Origin of the sequence: Mycolicibacterium parafortuitum, from assembly GCF_010725485.1 — a bacterium.
GTDB lineage: Bacteria > Actinomycetota > Actinomycetes > Mycobacteriales > Mycobacteriaceae > Mycobacterium.
Genome location: NZ_AP022598.1, coordinates 5,396,675 through 5,417,267, shown reverse-complemented (window position 1 = coordinate 5,417,267; position 20,593 = coordinate 5,396,675). Strand labels below are relative to the sequence as shown.

Genomic DNA, 20,593 nt, shown 5'->3' with positions numbered 1-20,593 from the left:
ATTCAGCGTGCACAACCCCCACACTCGGCCCCGGTGTCAGCTCTCGCTCGGGCATCGGTCGGCCCCGAGGCGGGCGTGTACTTCGATCAGCCGACGGTCGCGCCACCGCACCCGTTCGTCCCAATCGTCGAGATCCAGCAGCATGCGCCGTTGCGCGGTGACCTCCGCGACCAGCTCTGGAGTCCACGGATCATGTTGACCCCGTTCGGCTCCCATGCGTTCATACGCCGGACCCATCTTCGCCGCGTGTGATTCGATGCCGCCGCGGGTGTTCAGATCCGCCGTCTCGAACGGTCCGATGACACTCCATCGCAGGCCCAGTCCGCTGCGCACCACCTCGTCGATGTCGTCGACCGTGGCGACGCCGTCGCGGACCAGGCAGTAAGCCTCCCGCAGCAATGCGCCCTGCAGGCGGTTGAACAAGAAGCCCTCGACCTCGCGGCGCACCAGAACCGGGCGCATTCCGGCCGACCGGTACGTCGTGACCGCGGTGCTCACGATCTCGGCGCGTGTCGACGGAGACGGCACCACCTCCACCACCGGCAGCAGGTAAGGCGGATTGCCGGGATGCCCTACGAGGGTGCGCTCTGCCGCGTCGGGCGTCATGCCGTGCGCGATCTCGCTGGGCACGATCGCGCTACTGGAACTGATCAACGGCACGTCGGCACCGGTGAGCGCCGCGGCGCGCTGCAGTAGGTCCCGTTTGAGTTCCCTGTCCTCCGGTGCGCATTCCTGGACGAACCCGGCATCGGCAAGGGCTGCGGCCAGATCGGTGGTGAAGCGGACAGATGCACAGACCGCGCCGCAGTCGTCGTCGAGAACGCCGCAGGCCGCCAATTGGTCCAGCCGCGCTCGTAGGTCCGCGGCTGCCCGGGGAAGCGCGTCGGGCGCCGGGTCGTACACCGTGACGTCGAACGCGTTGGTGGCGAACAGGATCGCGAAGGAGACCCCGATCGAACCGGCACCCAGAATCGTCACCGGTGGATGAGTCACAGTTGCCACCAACTGCGATCGTCGTCGTAGCCGCGCCGCAGGATCGCCTGCACCGAGTCGACGGTGAGTTCCCGGGGATTGTTGGCGGTCAGCCGCGTGGCCAGCATCGCCTGTTTGGCGACGTACTCGAAGTCGCCGGGCTGCAGTCCGAGCGTGCGGAGATCAATTGGGGCGCCGAGGGTCTGCAGAATGTCTTCGATCCGGGAGATCGCCGACTGCGCCTGGCGCTCCTCGGTGTCCGTCTCGCGGGCCACGCCGAGGATGCGGCCGATCTCGGCGAACTCCGGCAGCCGGGCAGGCAGGTTGTAACGCATCACGTACGGCAGTAGGGCGCTGATACCGAAGCCGTGCGGGGTGTGGGTGAGCGCGCCGATCGGCGACTGGATCGCATGCGCCCCTGCGGTGCCTGCGGTGTTGATCGCCATCCCGGCGCAGTATGCGCCGAACAGGGTGTCGGAGCGGGCCGGCAGATCGGCCGGGTCGGCGGCGACGGCGGGCAGGGACCGGTTCAACAGCGCGAGCCCGGTGCGGGCATAGACGTCGGCCAGCACGTTCTTACCGGCGTACAGTGTGGTCGCCAACTGTCCGGTGTCCGGATTCTTGGCGCGCCCGGTGAAGGACTCGATGAGATGTGACAGCGCGTCGGCGCCGGACGCGGCGGTCAATCCGGGCGGGCAGGTCAACGTCAACTCGGGATCGATGATGGCGGCGTACGCCTCCAGATGCGGGCTGGCCACCCCCACCTTCATGCCCTGATCCTCATCGAAAATCACTGAGATACAGGTGACTTCGGCACCTGTGCCGCCGGTGGTGGGTACGGTCACGACCGGAATTCCCGGGCCGGGCACCAAGAACTGTCCGTAGTAGTCACGGACATCGCCGCCGTGGGTGAGCACCACCGAGGCCACCTTGGCCAGGTCCATGCACGACCCCCCGCCGATGCCGACGACCGCCTCGACGGCGGAATCGGAGAACCGCTGTGCGATGTCGACCACGTTGCGACGCGGCAGGTCGGGTTCGGTGCCGTCGTAGACGAGCACCGAGATGCCCTGTTCGGCCAGCGTTTCGGTGATCTGCGCAAACTCCGGCGACGCGCTCATACGGGCGTCGGTGACCATCAGGACCCGGCGCGCGACGCCCGCCACCACGCGCGGAATCTGACGACGCTGACCGGGACCGAAGAGCACCATCGAGGGTTGGCGCAGCAACCCGATCCCGATCTCGTTGATGCTGCGGACCGCTTCGGGCGCCGGGAGAACGGTGGTCATGACAGGCCTTCCTCCTCGTCGACGGTGAGCGCGAGATACTTCGGTTCGAGGTAGTCGTAGATGGCGTCATGCCCGCCCTCGCGGCCCAGACCGGACGCCTTGATGCCGCCGAACGCCGCAGCCGGGTCGGCCATGATGCCCCGGTTGATGCCGACCATGCCGAAGTCCAGTCGCTCACCGACCGCGACGGCCCGCGACAGGTCCTTGGTGAACACGTACGCCGCCAACCCGTAACGGGTGTCGTTGGCGAACTCGACGGCCTCGGCCGTCGAGCCCACCTCGTAGATCGTCGCGACCGGTGCGAACAATTCGCGGCTGCACAGTTGTTCCGGCCGGCCTTTGACGCGGAAGACCGTGGGGGAGAAGAAGTACCCGTCTCCTGGCAGCGCCGAGCCGCCGGTCAGCAGTTCGGCCCCGGCCTGGTTCAGGATCTCGACGAGCTCGACCACCGAATCACGTTGACGCGCGGAGATGATCGGCCCCACGTCGACGCCCGCGTCGAAGCCGTTTCCGACCCTCAACTGTTCGGTCAGCTCCACGAACCGGGCCGTGAACGCCTCCGCGACGGCTCTGTGCACGATGATCCGGTTGGCCGCGACGCACGCCTGCCCGGCGTTGCGGAACTTGCAGAGCACGGCCTGCGCGGCGGCGAGTTCGACGTCGGCGTCGTCGAGCACGATGAACGGTCCGTCCCCGCCGAGTTCCATCGAGGCATTGATGATGCCGGGCGCGGCCTGTTGCAACAGGGTGGCGCCGACCCCGGTGGAGCCGGTGAAGCTGACCTTGCGGAGCCGGTCGTCGGTCATCAGCGTCGCCGACATCGCGGCTGAGTCGGTGGTGTGCACCAGGTTGACGACGCCGTCGGGAAAGCCGGCCTCCTGCAGGGTCTCGACGAACAGCGCGCAGGTCAGCGGAGTCTCTTTGGCGCTCTTGACGATCACGGGACATCCGGCCGCCAGCGCGGCACCGGCCTTGCGCGCGATCATCAGCATCGGGAAGTTCCACGGCGTGATCAGAAGCGCCGGGCCGACCGGCTGATGGGTGGTGATCACCCGATAGCCGCCGTGCGACGACGGGGCGTAGGTGCCGTGCAGATGCGCGATCTGCTCGGTGTACCAGAGGAAGAATTCCGCCGAGAGCGCGAACTCCGCGCGCGACTCGGTCAGCGGTTTGCCGCTCTCTGCGGTCATCACATCGGCGAACTCGTCGGCTCGCGACAGCAGCAACCGGTGTGCACGCGTGAACAGTGCGGCGCGGTCGCGGGGTGCGACATGCCGCCACGCGGACCGGACGCGGTCTGCGGCGTCGAGCGCGGCGAGGGCGTCCGCGGCCGACCCGTCGGAGACCTGGGCCACCTCGGCGCCGGTCGCCGGATCGAGTACGGCGAAGGTCTTTTCGGCATCACGCCACTGTCCGTCGATGAACAGTCCGGTGCGCACGCGTCGGCCGTGCACGGTGGTCTCGGCGGCGCAGGCAAGGGTCGTGGTCATGGTTTGCACGCTAGGGCGCAGACGCCGAGACCAGAGAAGAGTGCATCTTTTTGAGACAGTGCCCGGTGCCGGTGACGCACTGGCGCACGATCGGTGGTGTGGCCCGATTACGGTAGGGTGTGTGACCTAGATCGCTTTCGGGAGTCCATGCCGGTGGCGAGATGCAAGGAGTTGGATGTGCCGGAACCACGCAGCGGACCGCGGATCCAGGACCTCCGTGCACAGCTTCTGACCTCGGCCGATCAGGCGGTACCGCCGGAGCTGCTGCAATCGTGGCTTCGCTCGACCAGTGCACTCGGCGCGCCAGGCAATGTCCGCGACGTGCCCCGCGTCGACGAAGAACTGTTGGACAACCATCTGCTGGAGATGTTCCAGGCCCCGATGGCCCGCGCGGCCGAGGACCTCGCAGGCTCGGGCATGGGGTTGTTGCTCGCCGACGCGCAGGGCCGCATCGTGCAGCGCTGGTCGCAGGACTCGGCGGCGATGAATCAACTCGACCGGCTGGGCACGGTGCGCGGAGCAGTGCTCGCCGAGGACGTCGTCGGCACCAACGGCGTCGGTACCGCCCTGGCCTCCGGTAAGAGTGTGCTCATCCAGGGCGCCGAACACTTCGCCGACGTCTACCAGGACGCCCTGTGCACCGGCGCCCCGGTGTGGCATCCGATCACCGGCAAACTCCTGGCGGCCGTGACCATGTCCACGCGCATCGACGAACGCAGCGGACTCCTGTTGCCGCTGACGAATTCGCTTGCCGCTCAACTCCAGCAGCATGTGCTCGATGTCGCGCAGCCCGGCGCGCGGGCGATGCTCGCGGCGTTTCTGGACACCTCTGACCGGCACGACGGCCCGGTGGTGGCCTTCGGGCCGGACGGGCTGACGATGCGCAGCAGGCGTGCCGGTGAACTCACCCAGTCCGACGTCGACCTGATCGGGCATCTGTGCGCGGGCCTGCGTCACGACACCCGGATGACCGCCGAGCTTTCCGTCGGCGCCACCACGGTCGACGTGCGGGTACTCGACGGCTCGGCGGGTGTGATTGCGGCGCTGCGCCCCGCGCCGAGGGTGTCGTCGGCCCGTCGCGTCGGGCCGACAGCCGATTCACTCGTGGGCCAGACCAAAGCGTGGCTGCATGCCGCGCATCAGGTCAGCAGGCACATTTCCGCACGGAGCGCGATCCTGATCGCCGGCGAGTCAGGCACCGGGAAAACGTCTCTGGCACTGGGCCGCCCGCACCGACTGGGCGTCGCTCACGACGACGTCGCCGTTGTGCACACCGCGCAGCGGCAGATCGTCGGCGAGCAGGCCTGGCTCCAGGATCTGGCAGGCACCATGGCCACCGCCCCGCGAGTCGTCATCCGTGCCGTCGAGCACCTCGACGCGCGGGCACTCGACGCCCTGCGCACCCTGATCGACAGCAGCGCCGCGTCGGTGTCGCTGACCGTGACCGCCGACAGCCCTGCGGCGGCCGAAGCGTACGCCGTCCGGCTCGGGGTGGCGATGGTGTGGGTGCCTCCGCTGCGGGAACGCACCGGCGATCTCGGTGCACTGTGGAACGCGTTCGTGGCGCAACGTTCGCCTGGGCTGCGGCTGACCCTGTCCGATGACGCCCGCAGGGCGCTGGAGGCTGCCGGGTGGGCCGGCAACCTCGCCGAGCTGCGTGCCGTGGTATCCCAGATGATCGCCGAAGGTGTCCGGGGAGCCGTCGGCCCGGACAATCTGCCCCAGGGCCTGCGCGCGCACCGATCGTGGTCGATGATCGAACGCACCGAGATGGAGGCCATCCGGCGCGCGCTGCAGGAAGCCGGTGGCAACCGCTCGAAAGCCGCTGAACTGCTCGGTGTTTCGCGTGCGACCATTCACCGGAAGCTGAAGACCTACCACCTGTCCGGTCGCGCTCACTGAGCCAGGTAGCCGCCGTCGATCACCAGTTCGGAGCCGGTGACGAAGCTCGCCTCATCTGAGGCGAGAAAGACGACCCCGCTCGCGATCTCCTCCGGCAGACCCGCGCGTCCCATCGGGGTCTGCGACACGACGAAGTCGTTGATCTCGACCTCTTGGGCATCGGTGAGCGGGGTCTTGATGAAACCGGGGTGTACCGAGTTGACCCGGACGTTGTCCTTGGCATAGCTGATCGCCGCGCTCTTGGACATGTTGCGCACCGCGCCCTTGGTGGCGTGGTAGGCGTGGGCGCCGGCGACCGCGGCGTTGCCCCAGATCGACGACACGTTGATGATCGAACCGCTGCGCTGACCGACCATGTGGGGGATGACCGCCCGCATGCCCAGCCAGGTGCCGGTCTGATTGGTCGCGACGACCCGCTCCCACTCGGAGACGGTGAGCTCATGAAGTGACTGGTAGGCGATGATGCCGGCGTTGTTGGCCAGCACGTCGATCCGGCCGAAGCGGTCGACGACGTCGGCGATCACCGTCGCCCAGTCGTCCTCCCGTGCGACGTCGAGTTGGCGGTAGTGGATACCAGGCGACCGCGGGCCGAACGACTCGTCGGTCTTGGCGCGGCCGGTGGCGACGGTGATGGCCCCCTCCCGGACGAATGCCTCGGCGATGGCATGGCCGATGCCGCGGCAGGAGCCGGTGACGAGGGCGACCTTGTCGGTCAGACGGTTCATGGATGCTCTCCTGTCGGTGTCGTCGAGCCACTGCCAGACAACCTTCGGGCGACTCCGCTGCCGTGCGCTGCGTCACGGTGAGACAGCGGTGTGTCAATCTGCGACACCTCGCAGAACGGGCGGCGGCCGGTTCACACACTGGGGCAGTGCGGCGGATCACAGCCGCGGTCAACAGAATTCAGGAGAAGCCATGAGCACGCCTCACCTGACGGATCCTCTGGGCATCGCGTACGCCGAGTGGTCTGAGGAGTTCGTCGCAAACCCCGAGATGTCGCTGCGCATGATGCGATGGGTGTTCGAAGACTGGCAACGGGTGACTGCAGAGCCTGAGGACGTCACCTACAAGTCGACCGAATTCGGCGGAGTACCGGGAATCCTGGTCACTCCTTTGGCTGCCGATCCGGGCCAGGTGCTGGTGTTCCTGCACGGCGGCGGGTTCGCGCTGGGTTCGTCGGCCAGCCACCGCAAGCTGGCCGGCCACGTTGCGAGCGCCTGTGGGGCAACCGGATTCGTCGCCGACTTCCGGCGGGCGCCGGAGCATCCGTACCCTGCCCAACTGGACGACACCACCGCCGTGTTCGACGCGCTGGTCGAGTCCGGCATCGACTCGGCGGACATCGCCTTCGTCGGCGACAGCGCCGGGGCCAACATCGCGATCGCCACCGCGCTGCGGATGCGGCGGCGCGGCACCGCGGGTCCCGGGCTGGTGCTGACCATCTCACCGTGGCTGGACATGGAGAACAGCGGCGAAACCATCGAGACCAACAACGACACCGACTTCCTGATCACCCGGGAAGGCCTGCAGGGCAACATCGACCGCTATCTGTCGGGTGGAGCGAGCCCTCGTGATCCGCTGGTGAACCCGCTCTACGCAGACTTCTCCGGGTTCCCTCCGCTCTACATCACTGCGGCCGACGTGGAATCGCTCTACGCCGACGCCGCCCGCCTGCACACGTTGGCGGCTGAGGCCGGCGTCGACGTCACCTTCGATGTCGCGGCCGGGCAGCAGCACGTCTTTCCGCTGCAAGCCGGACGGTGGCCTGCCGCCGACGAAGCCATCGCCACCATGGCCGCCTGGTACCGGGGCCGCCGCAACGCCGACGCCCACCGCCGCACCGCGACTTCCGCGTCCGCCTGACCGAAGAAAGGACCACCCGCATGAGCACTCATGACGCCATCGTCATCGGAGCCGGTTTCTCCGGTCTGGCGATCCTGCATCATCTCCGTGAAATCGGCCTCGACACCGTCGTTCTCGACGCCCAGGACGGTGTGGGAGGCACCTGGCTGGCCAACCGCTATCCCGGCGTGCGCACCGACAGTGAGTACAGCTACTACTCCTTCTCGTTCTCGAAGGAGGTACGCGACGAGTGGACGTGGACTCAGCGCTATCCGGCAGGGGCCGAGGTGCTGGCCTACCTGAACTTCGTGGCCGACCACCTCGACCTGCGCCGGGACATCCGGCTCAACACCCGAGTGCAGTCCGCCCGCTATGACGAGGGGACCAACACCTGGACCGTGCAGACCGACGACGGTGAACCGCTGGTTGCCAAGTACCTGATCAGCGGGATGGGCGTGCTGTCCCAGGCGATCTACCCCGACATCCCGGGCATCGACTCCTTCGCAGGCCAGAAGTACCACACCGCTCACTGGCCGCGCGAGGGTGTGGACCTGGCCGGCAAGCGAGTCGGCCTGATCGGGCTGGGCGCCTCCGGTATCCAGATCGTCCCCGAGATCGCCCCGCAGGTCGCCGAATTCGTCGTCTTCCAGCGCACTCCCAACTTCATCGTCGAAACCACCAACGACCCCGTCACACCCGAGGACATGCAGTGGTTGCGCGACAACTACGACGACATCTACGCCAAGGCCGCCGCCCACCCGTTCGGAGTGGCCATGGAACCCGCCCGGTACAGCGCACTCGAAGTGTCAGAAGAGCAGCGGCGCGTGATCTTCGAAAGCAAGTGGAACGAAGGAGGATTTCACTTCGCCAATGAGTGCTTCACCGATCTGGCGACCAACCACCAGGCCAGCGAACTGGCGTCGGAGTTCATCCGGTCCAAGATCCGCGAGATCGTGAAGGATCCGGACACTGCTGAACTGCTGTGCCCGAAAACCTATTCGTTCAACGGGAAACGTGTCCCGACCGGGCACGGGTACTACGACGCCTTCAACCTCGACCATGTGCAGTTGGTCGACACTGCGACAACGCCGATCGGCGCGATCACTCCGGCCGGGGTACGGGTGGGGGATACAGAGTACGAACTCGACGTTCTGATCTTCGCCACCGGATTCGACGCGATGACAGGCACATTGACCAACATCGACATCATCGGCCGCGAGGGCATCAGCCTGCGCGAGCGCTGGGCCCGCGACGGCCTGCGGTCCAATCTGGGTATCAGCGTGCACGGTTTCCCGAATTTCTTCATGTCACTCGGACCGCAGACTCCGTACTCCAATCTCGTGGTGCCGATCCAACTGGGGGCCCAGTGGCTGCAGCGGGCTCTACAGTGGGCGCAGGAGAACGACGTGCAGGCGTTCGAGGCAACGCCGGAGTCCGAGGAATGGTGGGCCGAGGAAACCGAGCGCACCGGCAAGGCGACCGTGATGTACACCGAGGGCAAGAAGGCCAAGGCGTGGTTCCTCGGCGAGAATGTGCCGGGAAAGCGCGAGGAGTTCCAGGTGTACATGGGCGGCGGACAGGTGTACCAGCACTACTGCCGCGAACTTGAGGAGTCGGGCTACGCCTCGATGCTCGCAACCCGGGTGCCCGCCCAACTCTAGCTGGGGGATGGGCCTGCGACCCTGGTCAGGTTTCGCGCGCCTGCTCGGCCCGGACCGCTTTGAGGCGGCGCTGCTCGCGCAGCACATCCTGATAGCTCTCGCGCTCGGCGACCAGCCACTCCGGCTTCTCCTCGAGCAGTTGCTCGATCTGTTCGGTGGTGAGCGCGTTGTCGACATCGTGGCGCCCGAGCGCGGCGATCGAGATGCCGAGCTTGGCTGCCACCAGGTTTTTCGGATGCGGCCCGTTCTTGCGCAGGTCCTTGAGCCACTGCGGCGGGTCCGCCTGCAGCGCGGCCAACTCGGCGCGGGTGATCGGGTTCTGCTGAAATTCCTCAGGCGTCGCCGGTAGGTACACGTCCAGCTTCTTCGCCGCGGTGGCGGGTTTCATGGACTGCGCGTTCGGCCTGCTCATGGCCCGAGCTTATCGGTAGCCTGAGGCCGTGACGCCCTCGCTGACCCTCGGGTACGTCCCCGGCGGAACACCCGCGAAGTGGGCCCGCATCTGGGAGCAGCGCCACCGCGACGCCGAGCTGACGCTGATCCCTGTCGCCGCGGCCGATGCCACCGCCGCGGTGCGTGACGGCGACGTCGACATCGCGCTGATTCGGCTGCCCGCCGATACGAGCGGGTTGGCCGTCATCCCGCTCTACGACGAGACCACCGTGGCCGTGGTGCCGACCGGTCACCTGCTGAGCGCCGCCGATGAGCTCCGCGCCGCCGACCTCGAGGGTCAGCCCGTGCTGATCCCGGCCGACGACGTTGTCGCCTGGCCCGACGCCCCCGGTGTCCCCGTCGAGCATCGCCCCGAGAACACCGCCGCCGCAATCGAACTCGTCGCAGCAGGGGTCGGTGTGCTGGTCGTTCCACAGTCCCTGGCGCGGCTGCATCACCGCAAGGACCTCACCTACCGCCCGATCGTGGATGCGCCCACCTGCCCCGTGGCGCTCGCCTTCCCCGAGGGGCCGCAGCAGCCGCCGGTCGAGGAGTTCGTCGGGATAGTCCGCGGCCGCAAACCGGGCTCGTCGCGCGGCCAGAGCGAGCCCGCGCCGAAACGCACCGCGCGGGAGAAAACGCTCGCCAAACAGGCCGCCCGCGCCGCCGCGGGCAAGACCGCGCGCAAACCGGGCCGTCCCAAGCGCCGCTGACCTTCAGATGGTCAGCGTCCCGTCGTCGTTGATCGTCCACTGCGGGTTCAGTGCCACCTCCCAGACGTGCCCGTCGGGGTCGGCGAAGTAGCCCGAGTAGCCGCCCCAGAACACCTTCTCGGCGGGTTTGAGGATCGTCGCGCCCGCCGCCTCGGCCTGGGACAGCACCGCGTCGACGTCGGCTTCGGTGCGCTGGTTGATCGCGATCGTGATCCCGCTGAAGCGGCCGTCGACCGGATGGCGGGCGTCCTCGGCGAGATCGTCACGGCCGAACAGGGCCAGCGCGATACCGGGGAGTTGGTAGAACACGACGCCCTCGGGGGCGTCCTTGGGCGCCCAGCCCAGGCCCTGCTCGTAGAAGCGGCGGGCCCGGGTGAGGTCGTCGACGCCGAGGGTGATGAGGCTGATGCGCTGCTCCATGCGGTCACGGTAGCTCCGGGCCCCGACATCTGGAGATCCACGTCACACTCGCCGGTGAAGTGGGTATGCCCCGTTTCATGACCGCGCCGTTTTTCAGCAGAGAACGCATCGTCGCCTCGCCTGGATGGAGTCGTTGGCTGGTCCCGCCGGCCGCGTTGTCGATCCACCTGTCGGTCGGCGCGGCCTATTCGTGGAGCGTGTTCAAGCTCCCGCTGCAGGAATCCCTCGGGATCTCCGGCACGTTGAGCGCGTTGCCGTTCACCGTCGGCATCGTCGTGCTGGGGCTGTCGGCGGCGCTGTTCGGCACCTGGGTCGAACGCGCGGGCCCACGCGCGGCGATGTTCGCCGCGACCTGCTGCTTCTGCGGGGGCTGGCTGGTCGGCTCGGCGGGTCTGCTGATCGGCCAGTTCTGGCTGGTGCTGCTCGGCTACGGACTGCTCGGCGGGATCGGCTGGGGGATCGGCTACATCTCGCCGGTGTCGACGCTGATCAAGTGGTTCCCGGACCGGCCCGGGATGGCAACCGGCCTGGCCATCATGGGGTTCGGTGGTGGCGCGCTGATCGCGTCACCGTGGTCGACGGCGATGCTCGACATGTTCGGCACCGACACCGCGGGCATCGCGAAGACCTTCGTGGTGCACGGCGCCGTCTACGCGGTGTTCATGTCGCTGGGCTGGCTGCTGATCCGGGTGCCGCGACCGGACTGGAAACCGTCGAACTGGACACCGCCACCGGTGCAGGCCGACTCGATCGTCACCGGGGGACAGGTCTCAGCCGGCAACGCGATCAAGACCCCGCAGTTCTGGCTGCTGTGGATCGTGTTGTGCTTCAACGTGACTGCCGGCATCGGCATCCTGGAGAAGGCGTCGCCGATCTACCAGGACTACTTCCCGGCCGCCGGTACGGCCGCAGCCGGGCTGGCCGCCGCGGCGGCCGGATACGTCGCGATGCTGTCGCTGGGCAACATGCTCGGGCGCATCGGCTGGTCGAGCCTGTCGGACAAGATCGGCCGTAAGAACGCCTACCGGCTCTACCTCGGGGCCGGCGCGCTGCTGTACCTGACGATCACGCTGATGGAGAACTCCAACAAGCTCGTCTTCCTGATCGCGACGATCCTGATCCTGTCGTTCTACGGTGCCGGCTTCGCGACGGTGCCGGCCTACCTGCGCGACCTGTTCGGCACCTTCCAGGTCGGCGCGATCCACGGCAGGCTGCTCACCGCGTGGTCGGCGGCCGGGGTGCTCGGTCCGATCATCGTCAACTTCGTCGCAGACCGGCAGGCGGAGGCGGGCAAGGAGGGGCCCGAGCTCTACACGCTGTCGTTCTCGATCATGATCGCGCTGCTGGTGATCGCGTTCGTCGCCAACGAACTGATCCGGCCGGTCGACGCCAAGTGGCATGAACCCGACAAGGCGGGTGCCACCGACAGAGAGGGGGCGGTCCGATGACCGACCAGTCCGCCGACGAACTGCACGAGTACACCCCGACGGTGCCGAAGATCTACATCGTGCTGGCGTGGGTGTGGGTCGCCGTACCCTTCGGCTACGGCCTCTACGAGCTGCTGATCAAGGCGGGCCGGCTGTTCGGGGCGTGAGCTCCGACCAGAACGCCACGGTCGCGACGGCATCGGTGACGCGGGGTTGCCCGGAGCCGAACTCGACCTCGACGAAGTCGGACAGGTCCGCACCGCGCACCGCGACGTCGGTGGAGACCACCGACAGCACCGGGTGACCCGACGAGCCCCGCCCGGCGGGCAGGTAGTGGTGGCTGTGGACCGGGATCAGTTGCGGCACACGGTCCAGCCGGTACCGCGCGGTGCGCAACGCGTCCTTCATCCGCGCCGGACGCGGCCCCCAGTCCGCACCCCAGAACTGCCGCCATTCCACCGCGAACAACACACCGTCGGCGGGCAGCTGCAGTCGTTTGGCCAGACTGCGACGGCCCTCGCCACGCCAATTCGGCCACGACGGGCCGACCGGTTGCCCAGCCTGAAGGAACGCACGGTGATCGTCAGCGAACTCGACACCGAAATCGCGTTCGACACAGTCGATCTCGTCGTCGGTCAGGCCGGGCTCGATCGGCACCACGCCGAGTTCGGCAAGGCGCGCGGCGGCGGACACGTCAGAACGTGTGCTGCGGGCCCTGGGCCTTCTTGTACAGCGCCTTGAGCATCCGATCGCGGAACGCCGCGTTGTCGATCAGCCGCACCCCGGCGTCGGCCAGCTTCGGCTGCCCGATCAGCTTGTGCATGAGCCGACCCCGCCGGTACTCCCGGCCCCACGCCGCTTCCATCCGCTGCGCGTAGTTGGTGAAGTCGTCCGGTCCACCGTTGGTCAACGCTGCCACCGCGCATTCGCCTGCGGCCAAACCGGATTCGAGCGCCTTGGAGATGCCCGCACCCGAGGCCGGCTTGCCCGCGCCCAGCGAGTCACCGGTGAACAGCACGCCGGGCCGCCACGGCGGCCACGCCGTGAAGCCCATCGGCAGCCGCCACGCGCGCACGCTCTTGTTCTTCTTGAGTTCCTCGATGGGCGGCAGCTCCCACTCGCTCGGCAGCGAGCGCAGGAATTCGCCGAGGAACTGCGTCGCGTTGATCGACTGCCAGTTCTTGTAGCTGTTGACGTAGCCGAGCCCGATGTTGAAGATCCCGTTGCCCATCGGGAACACCCAGCCGTAGCCGGGCAGCTGGTCGCCCTCGAAGATCAGCTTGAGATAGATGTCCAGCGAGTCGGTGTCCGGGCGGTTGGCCGGCATCTCGGAGCGGATCGCGATCGCCGAATAGCCGTTGTAATCGGAGTCGATCTTGAGCGCGCGCTTGATCGGGGAGTAAGCGCCGTCGGCCGCGATCACCGCGTCGCCGTACACCTTCTCGCCGCTCTTGAGCACCACCCCGATGACACGGCCGCTGGCGTCGAGTTCGGGGCCGGCCACCTCGGCGCCCTGGCGGATCTCCGCACCGACGGATTCGGCGTGCTTGAGCAGCGTCGTGTCGAGGTGTTCACGGCTGACCGTGTGGCCGTGGTCAGGCATGCCGGGGCGCTTGGGGAACGACAGCTCCCAGCGGCTCGGGCTGAACACCGTGACCCGATTGACCCGGTGGTAGGTGGCGACCTCGTCGGCCAGGCCCATCTTCTGCAGGTAGCTGACCGCCCGCGCGGTCAGACCGTCACCGCAGGGTTTGGCGCGGGGAAACTGAGCCTTGTCCAGCACCACCACTTTGGCGCCGGTCTGTGCGGCCTGCCATGCGGCGGCGGACCCGGAAGGACCGCCACCTGCGATGACCACGTCGTATCGCTGCGTCATAAATCTCTCTCGTTGAGCCGCGCTGTCGCAGGAGATAGTACCCAAATCCGCTGAACGCGCGCGCCGAGCGATTTTGCCCACATTCTGGCCACGCGCGGCCTCCACGATGCGGTCTGAGCAGGTCAGCGCCGCCCCAGCGGGTACAGTGAGCGGGTGCGACGAGGGTCCAGAGCGCGCGCGAGCGGCGAACCGGGTGTCAAAGTGGACGCCCGCAGTGAGCGTTGGCGCGAGCACCGCAAGAAGGTGCGCGCCGAGATCGTCGACGCCGCGTTCCGGGTCATCGACCGCCTCGGCCCCGAGGTGTCTCTGCGCGAGATCGCCGAGGAGGCCGGAACCGCCAAACCCAAGATCTACCGGCACTTCACCGACAAGGCCGACCTGTTCCAGGCCATCGGCACCCGCATGCGAGACATGCTGTGGGCGGCGATCTTCCCGTCGATCGACATCGCCACCGACCCGGCTCGCACCGTGATCTTCCGCGCGGTGCAGCAGTACGTGCGGCTGGTCGACGAACACCCCAACGTGGTGCGGTTTCTGATGCAGGGGCGGTTCGCCGAGCAGGGCGAGTCGGCGATGCGGGCGCTCAACGAGGGCCGCGACATCACGCTGGCCATCGCCGACATGTTCAACAACGAGCTCAAAGAGATGGAACTCGACTACGCCGCGTTCGAGCTGGCCGGCTTCGCCACCTTCGGCACCGCCGCCTCGGCCACCGACTGGTGGCTGGGTTCCGAACAGGACAGCCCGCGGCGGTTGCCGTCGGAGAAGTTCATCGACTACCTGACGACGATCATGGTCGGCTCCATCAACGGCACCTGCGAGGTGCTGGGTATCAAGATCGACCCGGACGTGCCGCTGCACGAAGGCGTCAAGCGCCGCGAACAGGTCGCCTGACGCCCGGTCCTAGGAGTGCTGGGTCCTGCCAGGTGCCGCCGCGCGCTCCTAGCGTCGGGTTCATGACACCGAAATCCTTGCGCCGCACCGCAACAGTCGTCGTCGCCGTACTGGTCGCCGCCACGATGGTGGGCTGCGCGGTGAGCGGCACCGCCGGCGGCTCACCGGGACGCGAGCAGGAACGGCGAAACACCGAACTGGTCCGTGACGCATTCGCCCGCGGTGTGAGCGGGCAGGACAGCTTCTACGCGATTCTCGCCGAGGACGTGCAGTGGACCGTGGTGCGCGCCGAGGCGCCCAGGACCTACACCAACAGGGCCGAATTCCTGCGCGACGGCGCCGGCCCCATCGTGTCGCGGCTCGACGGCCCGATCCGCGCCGAGGTGCACGAACTGGTCGCCGACGGTGACACCGTGGTCGCGCGGTGGCGGGGTGTCGCCACCGCGCGCGACGGGGCGCCGTACGTCAACGAGTACGTCTGGGTGATGACCCTGCGCGACGAACGCGTGTCCCGGGTCAGCGCGTATCTGGATTTCGTCGCGCTCGACGAATTGCTGCAAAGGGTGACCCCGGCACACCCGTACGTGGGAATGTGGGTGACCCCGGACGGCCACATCCGCCAGGAGTTGCGGCCCGACGGTCGCTACGACGAGGCCAGAGGTGGGCGTGTCGGCGCCTACACCGGCCGCTACGAGGTGCGCGGGACCCGCATCGACTACTGGGACGACAGCGGGTTCACCGCCGACGGGACGTTCGTCTCCGACGACGAACTGCACCACGGCGGAATGGTCTTTCGCCGCGAGTCCTGAGGAAACGGCCGCGACACGCCAGACACAACATCTCGTATAGCGCGGGGATGTCGCACACCAGTTGTAGTGTTGACCTCGCCGCGGGAGTTTCCCGGGCGACAGCAGAAACAGCCAGGTGAAATGGGGTTCTCGTGAGCGATGGCATGAAACTGATCGACCGTGTCTCGGCCATCAACTGGAACCGTCTGCAGGACGACAAGGACGCCGAGGTGTGGGACCGCCTCACCGGCAACTTCTGGCTGCCCGAGAAGGTCCCGGTGTCCAACGACATCCCGTCCTGGAACACACTGACCGACCACGAGAAGCAGCTGACGATGCGGGTCTTCACCGGCCTGACGCTGCTCGACACCATCCAGGGCACCGTCGGCGCGGTCAGCTTGATCCCCGACGCGCTCACCCCGCACGAGGAGGCGGTGTACACCAACATCGCCTTCATGGAGTCGGTGCACGCGCGCAGCTACTCCAACATCTTCTCGACGCTGTGCTCGACGTCGGAGATCGACGACGCGTTCCGCTGGTCGGAGGAGAACCCCAACCTGCAGCGCAAGGCCGAGATCGTCATGCAGTACTACAAGGGTGACGAACCGCTGAAGCGCAAGGTGGCCTCGACCCTGCTGGAGAGCTTCCTGTTCTACTCGGGCTTCTACCTGCCGATGTACTGGAGCAGCCGGGCCAAGCTGACCAACACCGCCGACATGATCCGGCTGATCATCCGCGACGAGGCCGTGCACGGCTACTACATCGGCTACAAGTTCCAGAAGGGGCTGGCGCTGGCCGACGAGGCGACCCGCCAGGAACTCAAGGACTACACCTACGAGCTGCTCTTCGAGCTCTACGACAACGAGGTCGAGTACACCCAGGACCTCTACGACGAGGTCGGGCTGACCGAGGACGTCAAGAAGTTCCTGCGCTACAACGCCAACAAGGCGCTGATGAACCTCGGCTACGAGGCGCTGTTCCCGCGCGACGAGACCGATGTGAACCCGGCGATCCTGTCAGCGCTGAGCCCGAACGCCGACGAGAACCACGACTTCTTCTCCGGCTCGGGCTCGTCGTACGTGATCGGCAAGGCCGTCGTGACCGAAGACGAGGACTGGGACTTCTAGAGGTCCCGTCCCGTCTGGGCGCCGTTCTGTGACGTCTGTGCGGCGGTTCTGGCGTGGCGGTGTTTCGCGGCGCACACTCGAAGGCGATGTCGAGTTGAGGAGCCGCGATGAGCGAGCATCTGTACGACTTCTTCGGCGAGGTCTTCCGACGCTATTTCCAGCCGCCGATCGACTTGTCCCCGTGGCTGGGTGGGCGGCACGTCGAGCGGATCTTCTCGCTGACCGACGCGGTCCAGGACCCGTTGGAACAGAGTCACCGCGCCGCCGAGGCCTGGGGCCGGTCCGAAGCCGGTGACGCCCGGTTCGGTGCGGAGCTGTTCGTCATCACCCAGCAGGGACTCCTCTACGCGGCGGAGCTCAACAGCCCGCACCGGGCGCTGTACTACCTGGCCACACCGCCGGCACTGTTCGACTCTCTCGTCGACGAGATGGACAGGACCGAGCTGCGCGACGCGGCGGTGGCCGTGGTGGACAGCCGGTTCGGTCGTGACCTCGCCGCCGCGCGTCCGATGGACGCCACGCTGCGCCACATCCTCGACGAGCACGCATCGCTGAGGGTGGACCTGCCGGTGGCGACCGGATAACAGACCGATCAGGGCCGCAGCAGGTCGGCAAGCAGGTCGGGGCTCACACCGAAGAGCCGCAGCCGGCCGAGCGGGATCGACGCGATCATCCGCAGCGCATCGGTGCCGGCCGGACCGTCCTCGACCCCGGCCGGCGCGTACTGCTGGAGCATCGTCATCAGCCGGGGCCCGACGTCGGGGTGCGCCAGGGCCTCGGCGATCGTCGACATCGCGGTGACCTCGAGGACGGGCAGGTCGCCGTCAAGGCGGACGACCGTGGTAACGCGGATATCTCGACTCGACGCGCCGACGCTCAACGTGTACGCGCCACCTTCGACCACCCAGTCGTCCACGCGGTCGTCCCAGTAGGCGAACTCGCGCCGGGCGACACGGATGACCGCGCAGCGCGTGCCGCCTGCGGGGATGTCGACCACGGCGAATCCGCGCAACTCCCGCGGCGCCCGCGAGATCACCGAACCGTGCTTGGCGGCGTAGAGCTGGACCACCTCGCGGCCGTCGCGCGCGCCGGTGTTGGTCACCATCACCTCGACGACCACGGTGTCGCCGTCGAGGTGCACCTGCGCCTCGTCGTAACAGAAGGTGGTGTAGGACAAGCCGTGTCCGAAGGGGTAGGTGACCTCGACCGCGCGGGCGTCGTAGCCGCGGTACCCGACGAAGACGCCTTCGCCGTAGAGCACGCGGCAGTGCTCGCCGGGAAAGTTCAGGAACGACGGTGCGTCTGCGAGCCGCAGCGGGACCGTCTCGGCGAGCCGACCCGACGGGTTGACCACGCCGAAGAGCACATCGGCGATGGCGGCGCCGACTCCCTGGCCCAGCAGCGCACCGTCGACGACGGCTGCGGCCAACCGGTCCACCTCTTCCAGGCGCACCACTCCGCCGTGAAACAGGACGGCCACGGTGCGCGGCTGCACCGCGGTGACGGCGCGCAGCACGTCCAGTTGGTCCGCGGGCAGATCGATATGGGTGCGGTCGGCTCCCTCGGCGTCCTCGCCGTCGGGAAGACCGAGGAACACCACCGCGACGTCCGCGACGGCCGCGGCGACCAACGCGTCGTCGAGTGGTGAATCGTCGTCGTAGCCTGGTGTGAAGACGACCTCGCCGGTGCTGCGCGCGCGGATCTCGTCGAGCGGGATGTCCAGTCGCGCCGCGTTGACACGAGAACTCCCACCTCCCTGGTAGCGCGGACACACGGCCAGTGTCCCGATGACGGCCAGCCGCGCGTCTCGGCGCAACGGCAGCACACCGAGGTCGTTCTTGAGCAGAGTGACGGCGCGGGAGGCAGCCACGCGGGCCAGTATGTGGTGGGCGTCGAGGTCGACGGTGGCACCCGGTTGGGCGTCGGCGGCGCGCGCGAGCAGCTCGAGAACCCTGCGCGCCGAGTCGTCGAGATCGGCCGGATCGAGTGCCCCGGACTCCACGGCCGCGACGACATCGTCGTCCTGGGTCGGGTCGCCGCCCGGCATCGACAGGTCCAGACCCGCCCGCACCGCGGCAACCCGATCGCCGACCGCGCCCCAGTCGCTGATCACCGCGCCGGCAAAGCCCCATTCGCCCCGAAGGACATCGCTGAGCAGCCACCGGTTCTCGGATGCGTAGACGCCGTTGATCTTGTTGTAGGAGCACATCACCGTCCACGGCTGCGCCTCGGTGACGACCCGCTCGAAGCTCCTGAGATAGATCTCCCGAAGCGCGCGCGGCTCCACACGCGAATCCGAACGCATGCGGTCGGTCTCGGTGTTGTTGGCCGCGAAGTGCTTGACCGAGGCGCCGACGCCGCGCGACTGCACCCCCCGCACCCAGGCGGAACCCAGGACGCCGCTCAGCAGTGGATCCTCGGAGAAGTATTCGAAGTTGCGGCCGCAGCGGGGATCGCGCTTGATGTTGACGCCCGGACCGAGCACGACGTCGACGCCCAGCGCCCCGGCTTCGTCGCCGATCGCGGCTGCCACCCGCTCGACCAGGGCGCTGTCCCAGGTCTGCGCCATCGCCGCGGCAGGTGGAAAACATGTCGCCGGAACGCTTTCGGCAAACCCGGCGTGGTCTGCCGGATCTGCTTGCGCCCGCACACCGTGCGGTCCGTCGGTGAGCGTCGCGGCCGGCAATCCGGCCCCCGCCTTGGTCCGCCAGAACGACTGGCCGCTGCCCAACCCCGCCTTGACCGCCAACGGCATCTCGGGGGCGGCCACCTCCACTGCGTGCCGTCCGGCTGAGGGGGAGGCGGGCCTGCTCATACCCGACCGTACCGCGACGGGCTCGCCGTCCGCGTCAAACTGCATCGCGCCGATCCCCAAAGTCCATGGCGCGTAAACCTTTACCCGGATCCACCGCCCGCGGGCGGGCGGGGCCGCTGAATAGCCGCCGGACAGCGTGCGGTGTGGTTACTGTGGAGGTCATGGCGGAGTTGGCCGAGTTGCTCTCCGAAGAGCGCGTCGTCCTCGACGCGCCCGCCGACACGTGGCAGGACGCCATCAAGGTGGCCGGCCGGCCGCTGGAGCAGTCGGGTATCGCCGATCCCGCCTACACCGAGTCGATGATCGCCAACGTCGAATCCAACGGGCCCTACATCGTCGTGGCGCCGGGCTTCGCATTCGCGCACGCGCGATCCTCCGCTGCGGTTCATCGCACAGGTATGTCCTGGGTGCGGCTGGCGGATCCCGTCGAATTCGGCCACAAGACCAACGATCCGGTGACGTTGGTGGTCGCGCTGGCCGCGGTCGACGCCGGGGCGCATACCGCGGCGATGGCACAGTTGGCGAAGGTGCTCGGCGATCCGGCGCGGCGAGCTGCGCTGGACGCGGCCACCACGCCGGCCGAGGTGATGACCCTGCTCGGCGCGACGTCAACCGTGGCGCAGACCCCCGCCGGCGCGGCGCAGACACCGGCCAAAACAAACAACCTGATCCTGACCGTGTGCGGAAACGGCCTGGGTACCAGCCTGTTCTTGAAGAACACCCTGGAACAGGTGCTGCAGACCTGGGGATGGGCGCCGTTCATCACCGTCGAGGCCACCGACACCATCTCGGCCAAGGGGAAGGCCAAGAGCGCCGACCTGATCCTGACCTCCGGCGAGATCGCGCGGACGCTCGGCGACGTCGGCGTACCGGTCAAGGTGATCGACAACTTCACCTCCACCGCCGAAGTGGACGACGCCCTGCGCGATTCCTACGACGTCTAGG

20 protein-coding genes are annotated in these 20,593 nt (G+C 67.8%); 11 read left to right on the top strand and 9 right to left on the bottom strand.

Annotated elements, in window-relative coordinates:
- Positions 1–36: 36 nt before the first annotated feature.
- Genes NTM_RS25600 through NTM_RS25590 form a run of 3 tightly spaced genes read right to left on the bottom strand, consistent with a single transcriptional unit; the run spans position 37 to position 3,751 of the window.
- Positions 37–1,002: a 3-hydroxyacyl-CoA dehydrogenase gene (locus NTM_RS25600; RefSeq protein WP_179963999.1), complete on the bottom strand. Its 966-nt coding sequence runs from the start codon at positions 1,000–1,002 to the stop codon at positions 37–39.
- Complete coding sequence (locus NTM_RS25595) at positions 990–2,261, bottom strand: iron-containing alcohol dehydrogenase (RefSeq protein ID WP_104863857.1); 1,272 nt, start codon at positions 2,259–2,261, stop codon at positions 990–992. Before NTM_RS25595 ends, NTM_RS25600 begins: the two co-directional genes overlap by 13 nt.
- On the bottom strand, positions 2,258–3,751 hold the full coding sequence (locus NTM_RS25590) for an NAD-dependent succinate-semialdehyde dehydrogenase (RefSeq protein WP_179963998.1): 1,494 nt from the start codon (positions 3,749–3,751) through the stop codon (positions 2,258–2,260). Before NTM_RS25590 ends, NTM_RS25595 begins: the two co-directional genes overlap by 4 nt.
- 177 nt (positions 3,752–3,928) lie before the next feature.
- Between NTM_RS25590 and NTM_RS25585 the strand changes: the two genes are divergently transcribed.
- A complete protein-coding gene (locus NTM_RS25585; protein WP_163768892.1) occupies positions 3,929–5,653 on the top strand; it encodes a sigma-54-dependent Fis family transcriptional regulator in 1,725 nt (574 codons plus the stop codon).
- Here the strand turns inward: NTM_RS25585 and NTM_RS25580 are convergent.
- Entirely contained in the window at positions 5,647–6,378 is a 732-nt protein-coding gene (locus NTM_RS25580; protein ID WP_163768889.1) for an SDR family NAD(P)-dependent oxidoreductase, read from the bottom strand. The two genes, NTM_RS25585 and NTM_RS25580, sit on opposite strands and share 7 nt — an antisense overlap.
- Before the next feature lie 190 nt (positions 6,379–6,568).
- Between NTM_RS25580 and NTM_RS25575 the strand changes: the two genes are divergently transcribed.
- Together NTM_RS25575 and NTM_RS25570 are read left to right on the top strand one after the other, a co-directional pair.
- The gene (locus tag NTM_RS25575) at positions 6,569–7,516 is read left to right on the top strand and encodes an alpha/beta hydrolase (protein ID WP_163768887.1); all 948 of its coding nucleotides are present in this window, start codon (positions 6,569–6,571) and stop codon (positions 7,514–7,516) included.
- Positions 7,517–7,536: 20 nt separating this feature from the next.
- Positions 7,537–9,156, top strand: coding sequence for a flavin-containing monooxygenase (locus NTM_RS25570; protein WP_163768885.1), 1,620 nt, complete (start codon positions 7,537–7,539; stop codon positions 9,154–9,156).
- A gap of 25 nt (positions 9,157–9,181) precedes the next feature.
- On the opposite strand, the gene NTM_RS25565 is transcribed toward NTM_RS25570, so the two are convergent.
- Positions 9,182–9,568: a DUF5997 family protein gene (locus NTM_RS25565; protein WP_163768883.1), complete on the bottom strand. Its 387-nt coding sequence runs from the start codon at positions 9,566–9,568 to the stop codon at positions 9,182–9,184.
- Between the two features lie 28 nt (positions 9,569–9,596).
- On the opposite strand from NTM_RS25565, the gene NTM_RS25560 reads away from it, so the two are divergent.
- Entirely contained in the window at positions 9,597–10,301 is a 705-nt protein-coding gene (locus NTM_RS25560; protein WP_163768880.1) for a LysR substrate-binding domain-containing protein, read from the top strand.
- A gap of 3 nt (positions 10,302–10,304) precedes the next feature.
- Here NTM_RS25560 and NTM_RS25555 read toward each other — a convergent pair whose 3' ends face one another.
- Positions 10,305–10,721 carry a VOC family protein gene (locus tag NTM_RS25555; protein ID WP_163768878.1) on the bottom strand — a complete coding sequence of 139 codons (417 nt, stop codon included), beginning with the start codon at positions 10,719–10,721 and terminating at the stop codon, positions 10,305–10,307.
- 77 nt (positions 10,722–10,798) lie between these two features.
- Between NTM_RS25555 and NTM_RS25550 the strand changes: the two genes are divergently transcribed.
- Complete coding sequence (locus NTM_RS25550; RefSeq protein WP_163768876.1) at positions 10,799–12,169, top strand: OFA family MFS transporter; 1,371 nt, start codon at positions 10,799–10,801, stop codon at positions 12,167–12,169.
- On the top strand, positions 12,166–12,315 hold the full coding sequence (locus tag NTM_RS28645) for an MFS transporter small subunit (RefSeq protein WP_170311999.1): 150 nt from the start codon (positions 12,166–12,168) through the stop codon (positions 12,313–12,315). The genes NTM_RS25550 and NTM_RS28645 overlap by 4 nt, the downstream gene beginning before the upstream one ends.
- Here the strand turns inward: NTM_RS28645 and NTM_RS25545 are convergent.
- Both NTM_RS25545 and NTM_RS25540 read right to left on the bottom strand, forming a co-directional pair.
- Complete coding sequence (locus tag NTM_RS25545) at positions 12,287–12,841, bottom strand: hypothetical protein (RefSeq protein WP_104863872.1); 555 nt, start codon at positions 12,839–12,841, stop codon at positions 12,287–12,289. The genes NTM_RS28645 and NTM_RS25545 overlap by 29 nt on opposite strands.
- A gap of 1 nt (position 12,842) precedes the next feature.
- Positions 12,843–14,024 carry a geranylgeranyl reductase family protein gene (locus NTM_RS25540; protein WP_083141480.1) on the bottom strand — a complete coding sequence of 394 codons (1,182 nt, stop codon included), beginning with the start codon at positions 14,022–14,024 and terminating at the stop codon, positions 12,843–12,845.
- Between the two features lie 153 nt (positions 14,025–14,177).
- On the opposite strand from NTM_RS25540, the gene NTM_RS25535 reads away from it, so the two are divergent.
- The 4 genes from NTM_RS25535 (at position 14,178) to NTM_RS25520 (ending at position 17,417) form a co-directional block, all read left to right on the top strand.
- Positions 14,178–14,918, top strand: coding sequence for a TetR/AcrR family transcriptional regulator (locus tag NTM_RS25535; RefSeq protein ID WP_104863873.1), 741 nt, complete (start codon positions 14,178–14,180; stop codon positions 14,916–14,918).
- A gap of 62 nt (positions 14,919–14,980) precedes the next feature.
- The gene (locus tag NTM_RS28915; RefSeq protein WP_232079842.1) at positions 14,981–15,727 is read left to right on the top strand and encodes an Atu4866 domain-containing protein; all 747 of its coding nucleotides are present in this window, start codon (positions 14,981–14,983) and stop codon (positions 15,725–15,727) included.
- Between the two features lie 143 nt (positions 15,728–15,870).
- Positions 15,871–16,833, top strand: coding sequence for a class 1b ribonucleoside-diphosphate reductase subunit beta (gene nrdF, locus NTM_RS25525; protein WP_163768874.1), 963 nt, complete (start codon positions 15,871–15,873; stop codon positions 16,831–16,833).
- A gap of 107 nt (positions 16,834–16,940) precedes the next feature.
- A complete protein-coding gene (locus NTM_RS25520; protein WP_163768872.1) occupies positions 16,941–17,417 on the top strand; it encodes a glucose-6-phosphate dehydrogenase in 477 nt (158 codons plus the stop codon).
- Between the two features lie 8 nt (positions 17,418–17,425).
- On the opposite strand, the gene NTM_RS25515 is transcribed toward NTM_RS25520, so the two are convergent.
- Positions 17,426–19,588 (bottom strand): glycoside hydrolase family 3 C-terminal domain-containing protein, encoded by a 2,163-nt coding sequence (locus tag NTM_RS25515; RefSeq protein WP_232079974.1) that lies wholly within the window; start codon positions 19,586–19,588, stop codon positions 17,426–17,428.
- A gap of 221 nt (positions 19,589–19,809) precedes the next feature.
- Here NTM_RS25515 and NTM_RS25510 point away from each other — a divergent pair, with 221 nt between their 5' ends.
- On the top strand, positions 19,810–20,592 hold the full coding sequence (locus NTM_RS25510) for a PTS sugar transporter subunit IIAB (RefSeq protein WP_163768870.1): 783 nt from the start codon (positions 19,810–19,812) through the stop codon (positions 20,590–20,592).
- Position 20,593: the final 1 nt, after the last annotated feature.

What these genes read in the sequence shown, in the direction of transcription:
- NTM_RS25575 (WP_163768887.1), top strand. Translation starts at nt 6,569, where the DNA reads ATGAGCACGCCTCACCTGACGGATCCTCTGGGCATCGCGTACGCCGAG.
- NTM_RS25520 (WP_163768872.1), top strand. Translation starts at nt 16,941, where the DNA reads ATGAGCGAGCATCTGTACGACTTCTTCGGCGAGGTCTTCCGACGCTAT.
- NTM_RS25555 (WP_163768878.1), bottom strand. Translation starts at nt 10,721, where the DNA reads ATGGAGCAGCGCATCAGCCTCATCACCCTCGGCGTCGACGACCTCACC.
- NTM_RS25590 (WP_179963998.1), bottom strand. Translation starts at nt 3,751, where the DNA reads ATGACCACGACCCTTGCCTGCGCCGCCGAGACCACCGTGCACGGCCGA.
- NTM_RS25550 (WP_163768876.1), top strand. Translation starts at nt 10,799, where the DNA reads ATGACCGCGCCGTTTTTCAGCAGAGAACGCATCGTCGCCTCGCCTGGA.
- NTM_RS25595 (WP_104863857.1), bottom strand. Translation starts at nt 2,261, where the DNA reads ATGACCACCGTTCTCCCGGCGCCCGAAGCGGTCCGCAGCATCAACGAG.
- nrdF (WP_163768874.1), top strand. Translation starts at nt 15,871, where the DNA reads ATGAAACTGATCGACCGTGTCTCGGCCATCAACTGGAACCGTCTGCAG.
- NTM_RS28645 (WP_170311999.1), top strand. Translation starts at nt 12,166, where the DNA reads ATGACCGACCAGTCCGCCGACGAACTGCACGAGTACACCCCGACGGTG.
- NTM_RS25570 (WP_163768885.1), top strand. Translation starts at nt 7,537, where the DNA reads ATGAGCACTCATGACGCCATCGTCATCGGAGCCGGTTTCTCCGGTCTG.
- NTM_RS28915 (WP_232079842.1), top strand. Translation starts at nt 14,981, where the DNA reads ATGACACCGAAATCCTTGCGCCGCACCGCAACAGTCGTCGTCGCCGTA.
- NTM_RS25580 (WP_163768889.1), bottom strand. Translation starts at nt 6,378, where the DNA reads ATGAACCGTCTGACCGACAAGGTCGCCCTCGTCACCGGCTCCTGCCGC.
- NTM_RS25515 (WP_232079974.1), bottom strand. Translation starts at nt 19,588, where the DNA reads ATGCCGTTGGCGGTCAAGGCGGGGTTGGGCAGCGGCCAGTCGTTCTGG.
- NTM_RS25565 (WP_163768883.1), bottom strand. Translation starts at nt 9,568, where the DNA reads ATGAGCAGGCCGAACGCGCAGTCCATGAAACCCGCCACCGCGGCGAAG.
- NTM_RS25540 (WP_083141480.1), bottom strand. Translation starts at nt 14,024, where the DNA reads ATGACGCAGCGATACGACGTGGTCATCGCAGGTGGCGGTCCTTCCGGG.
- NTM_RS25510 (WP_163768870.1), top strand. Translation starts at nt 19,810, where the DNA reads ATGGCGGAGTTGGCCGAGTTGCTCTCCGAAGAGCGCGTCGTCCTCGAC.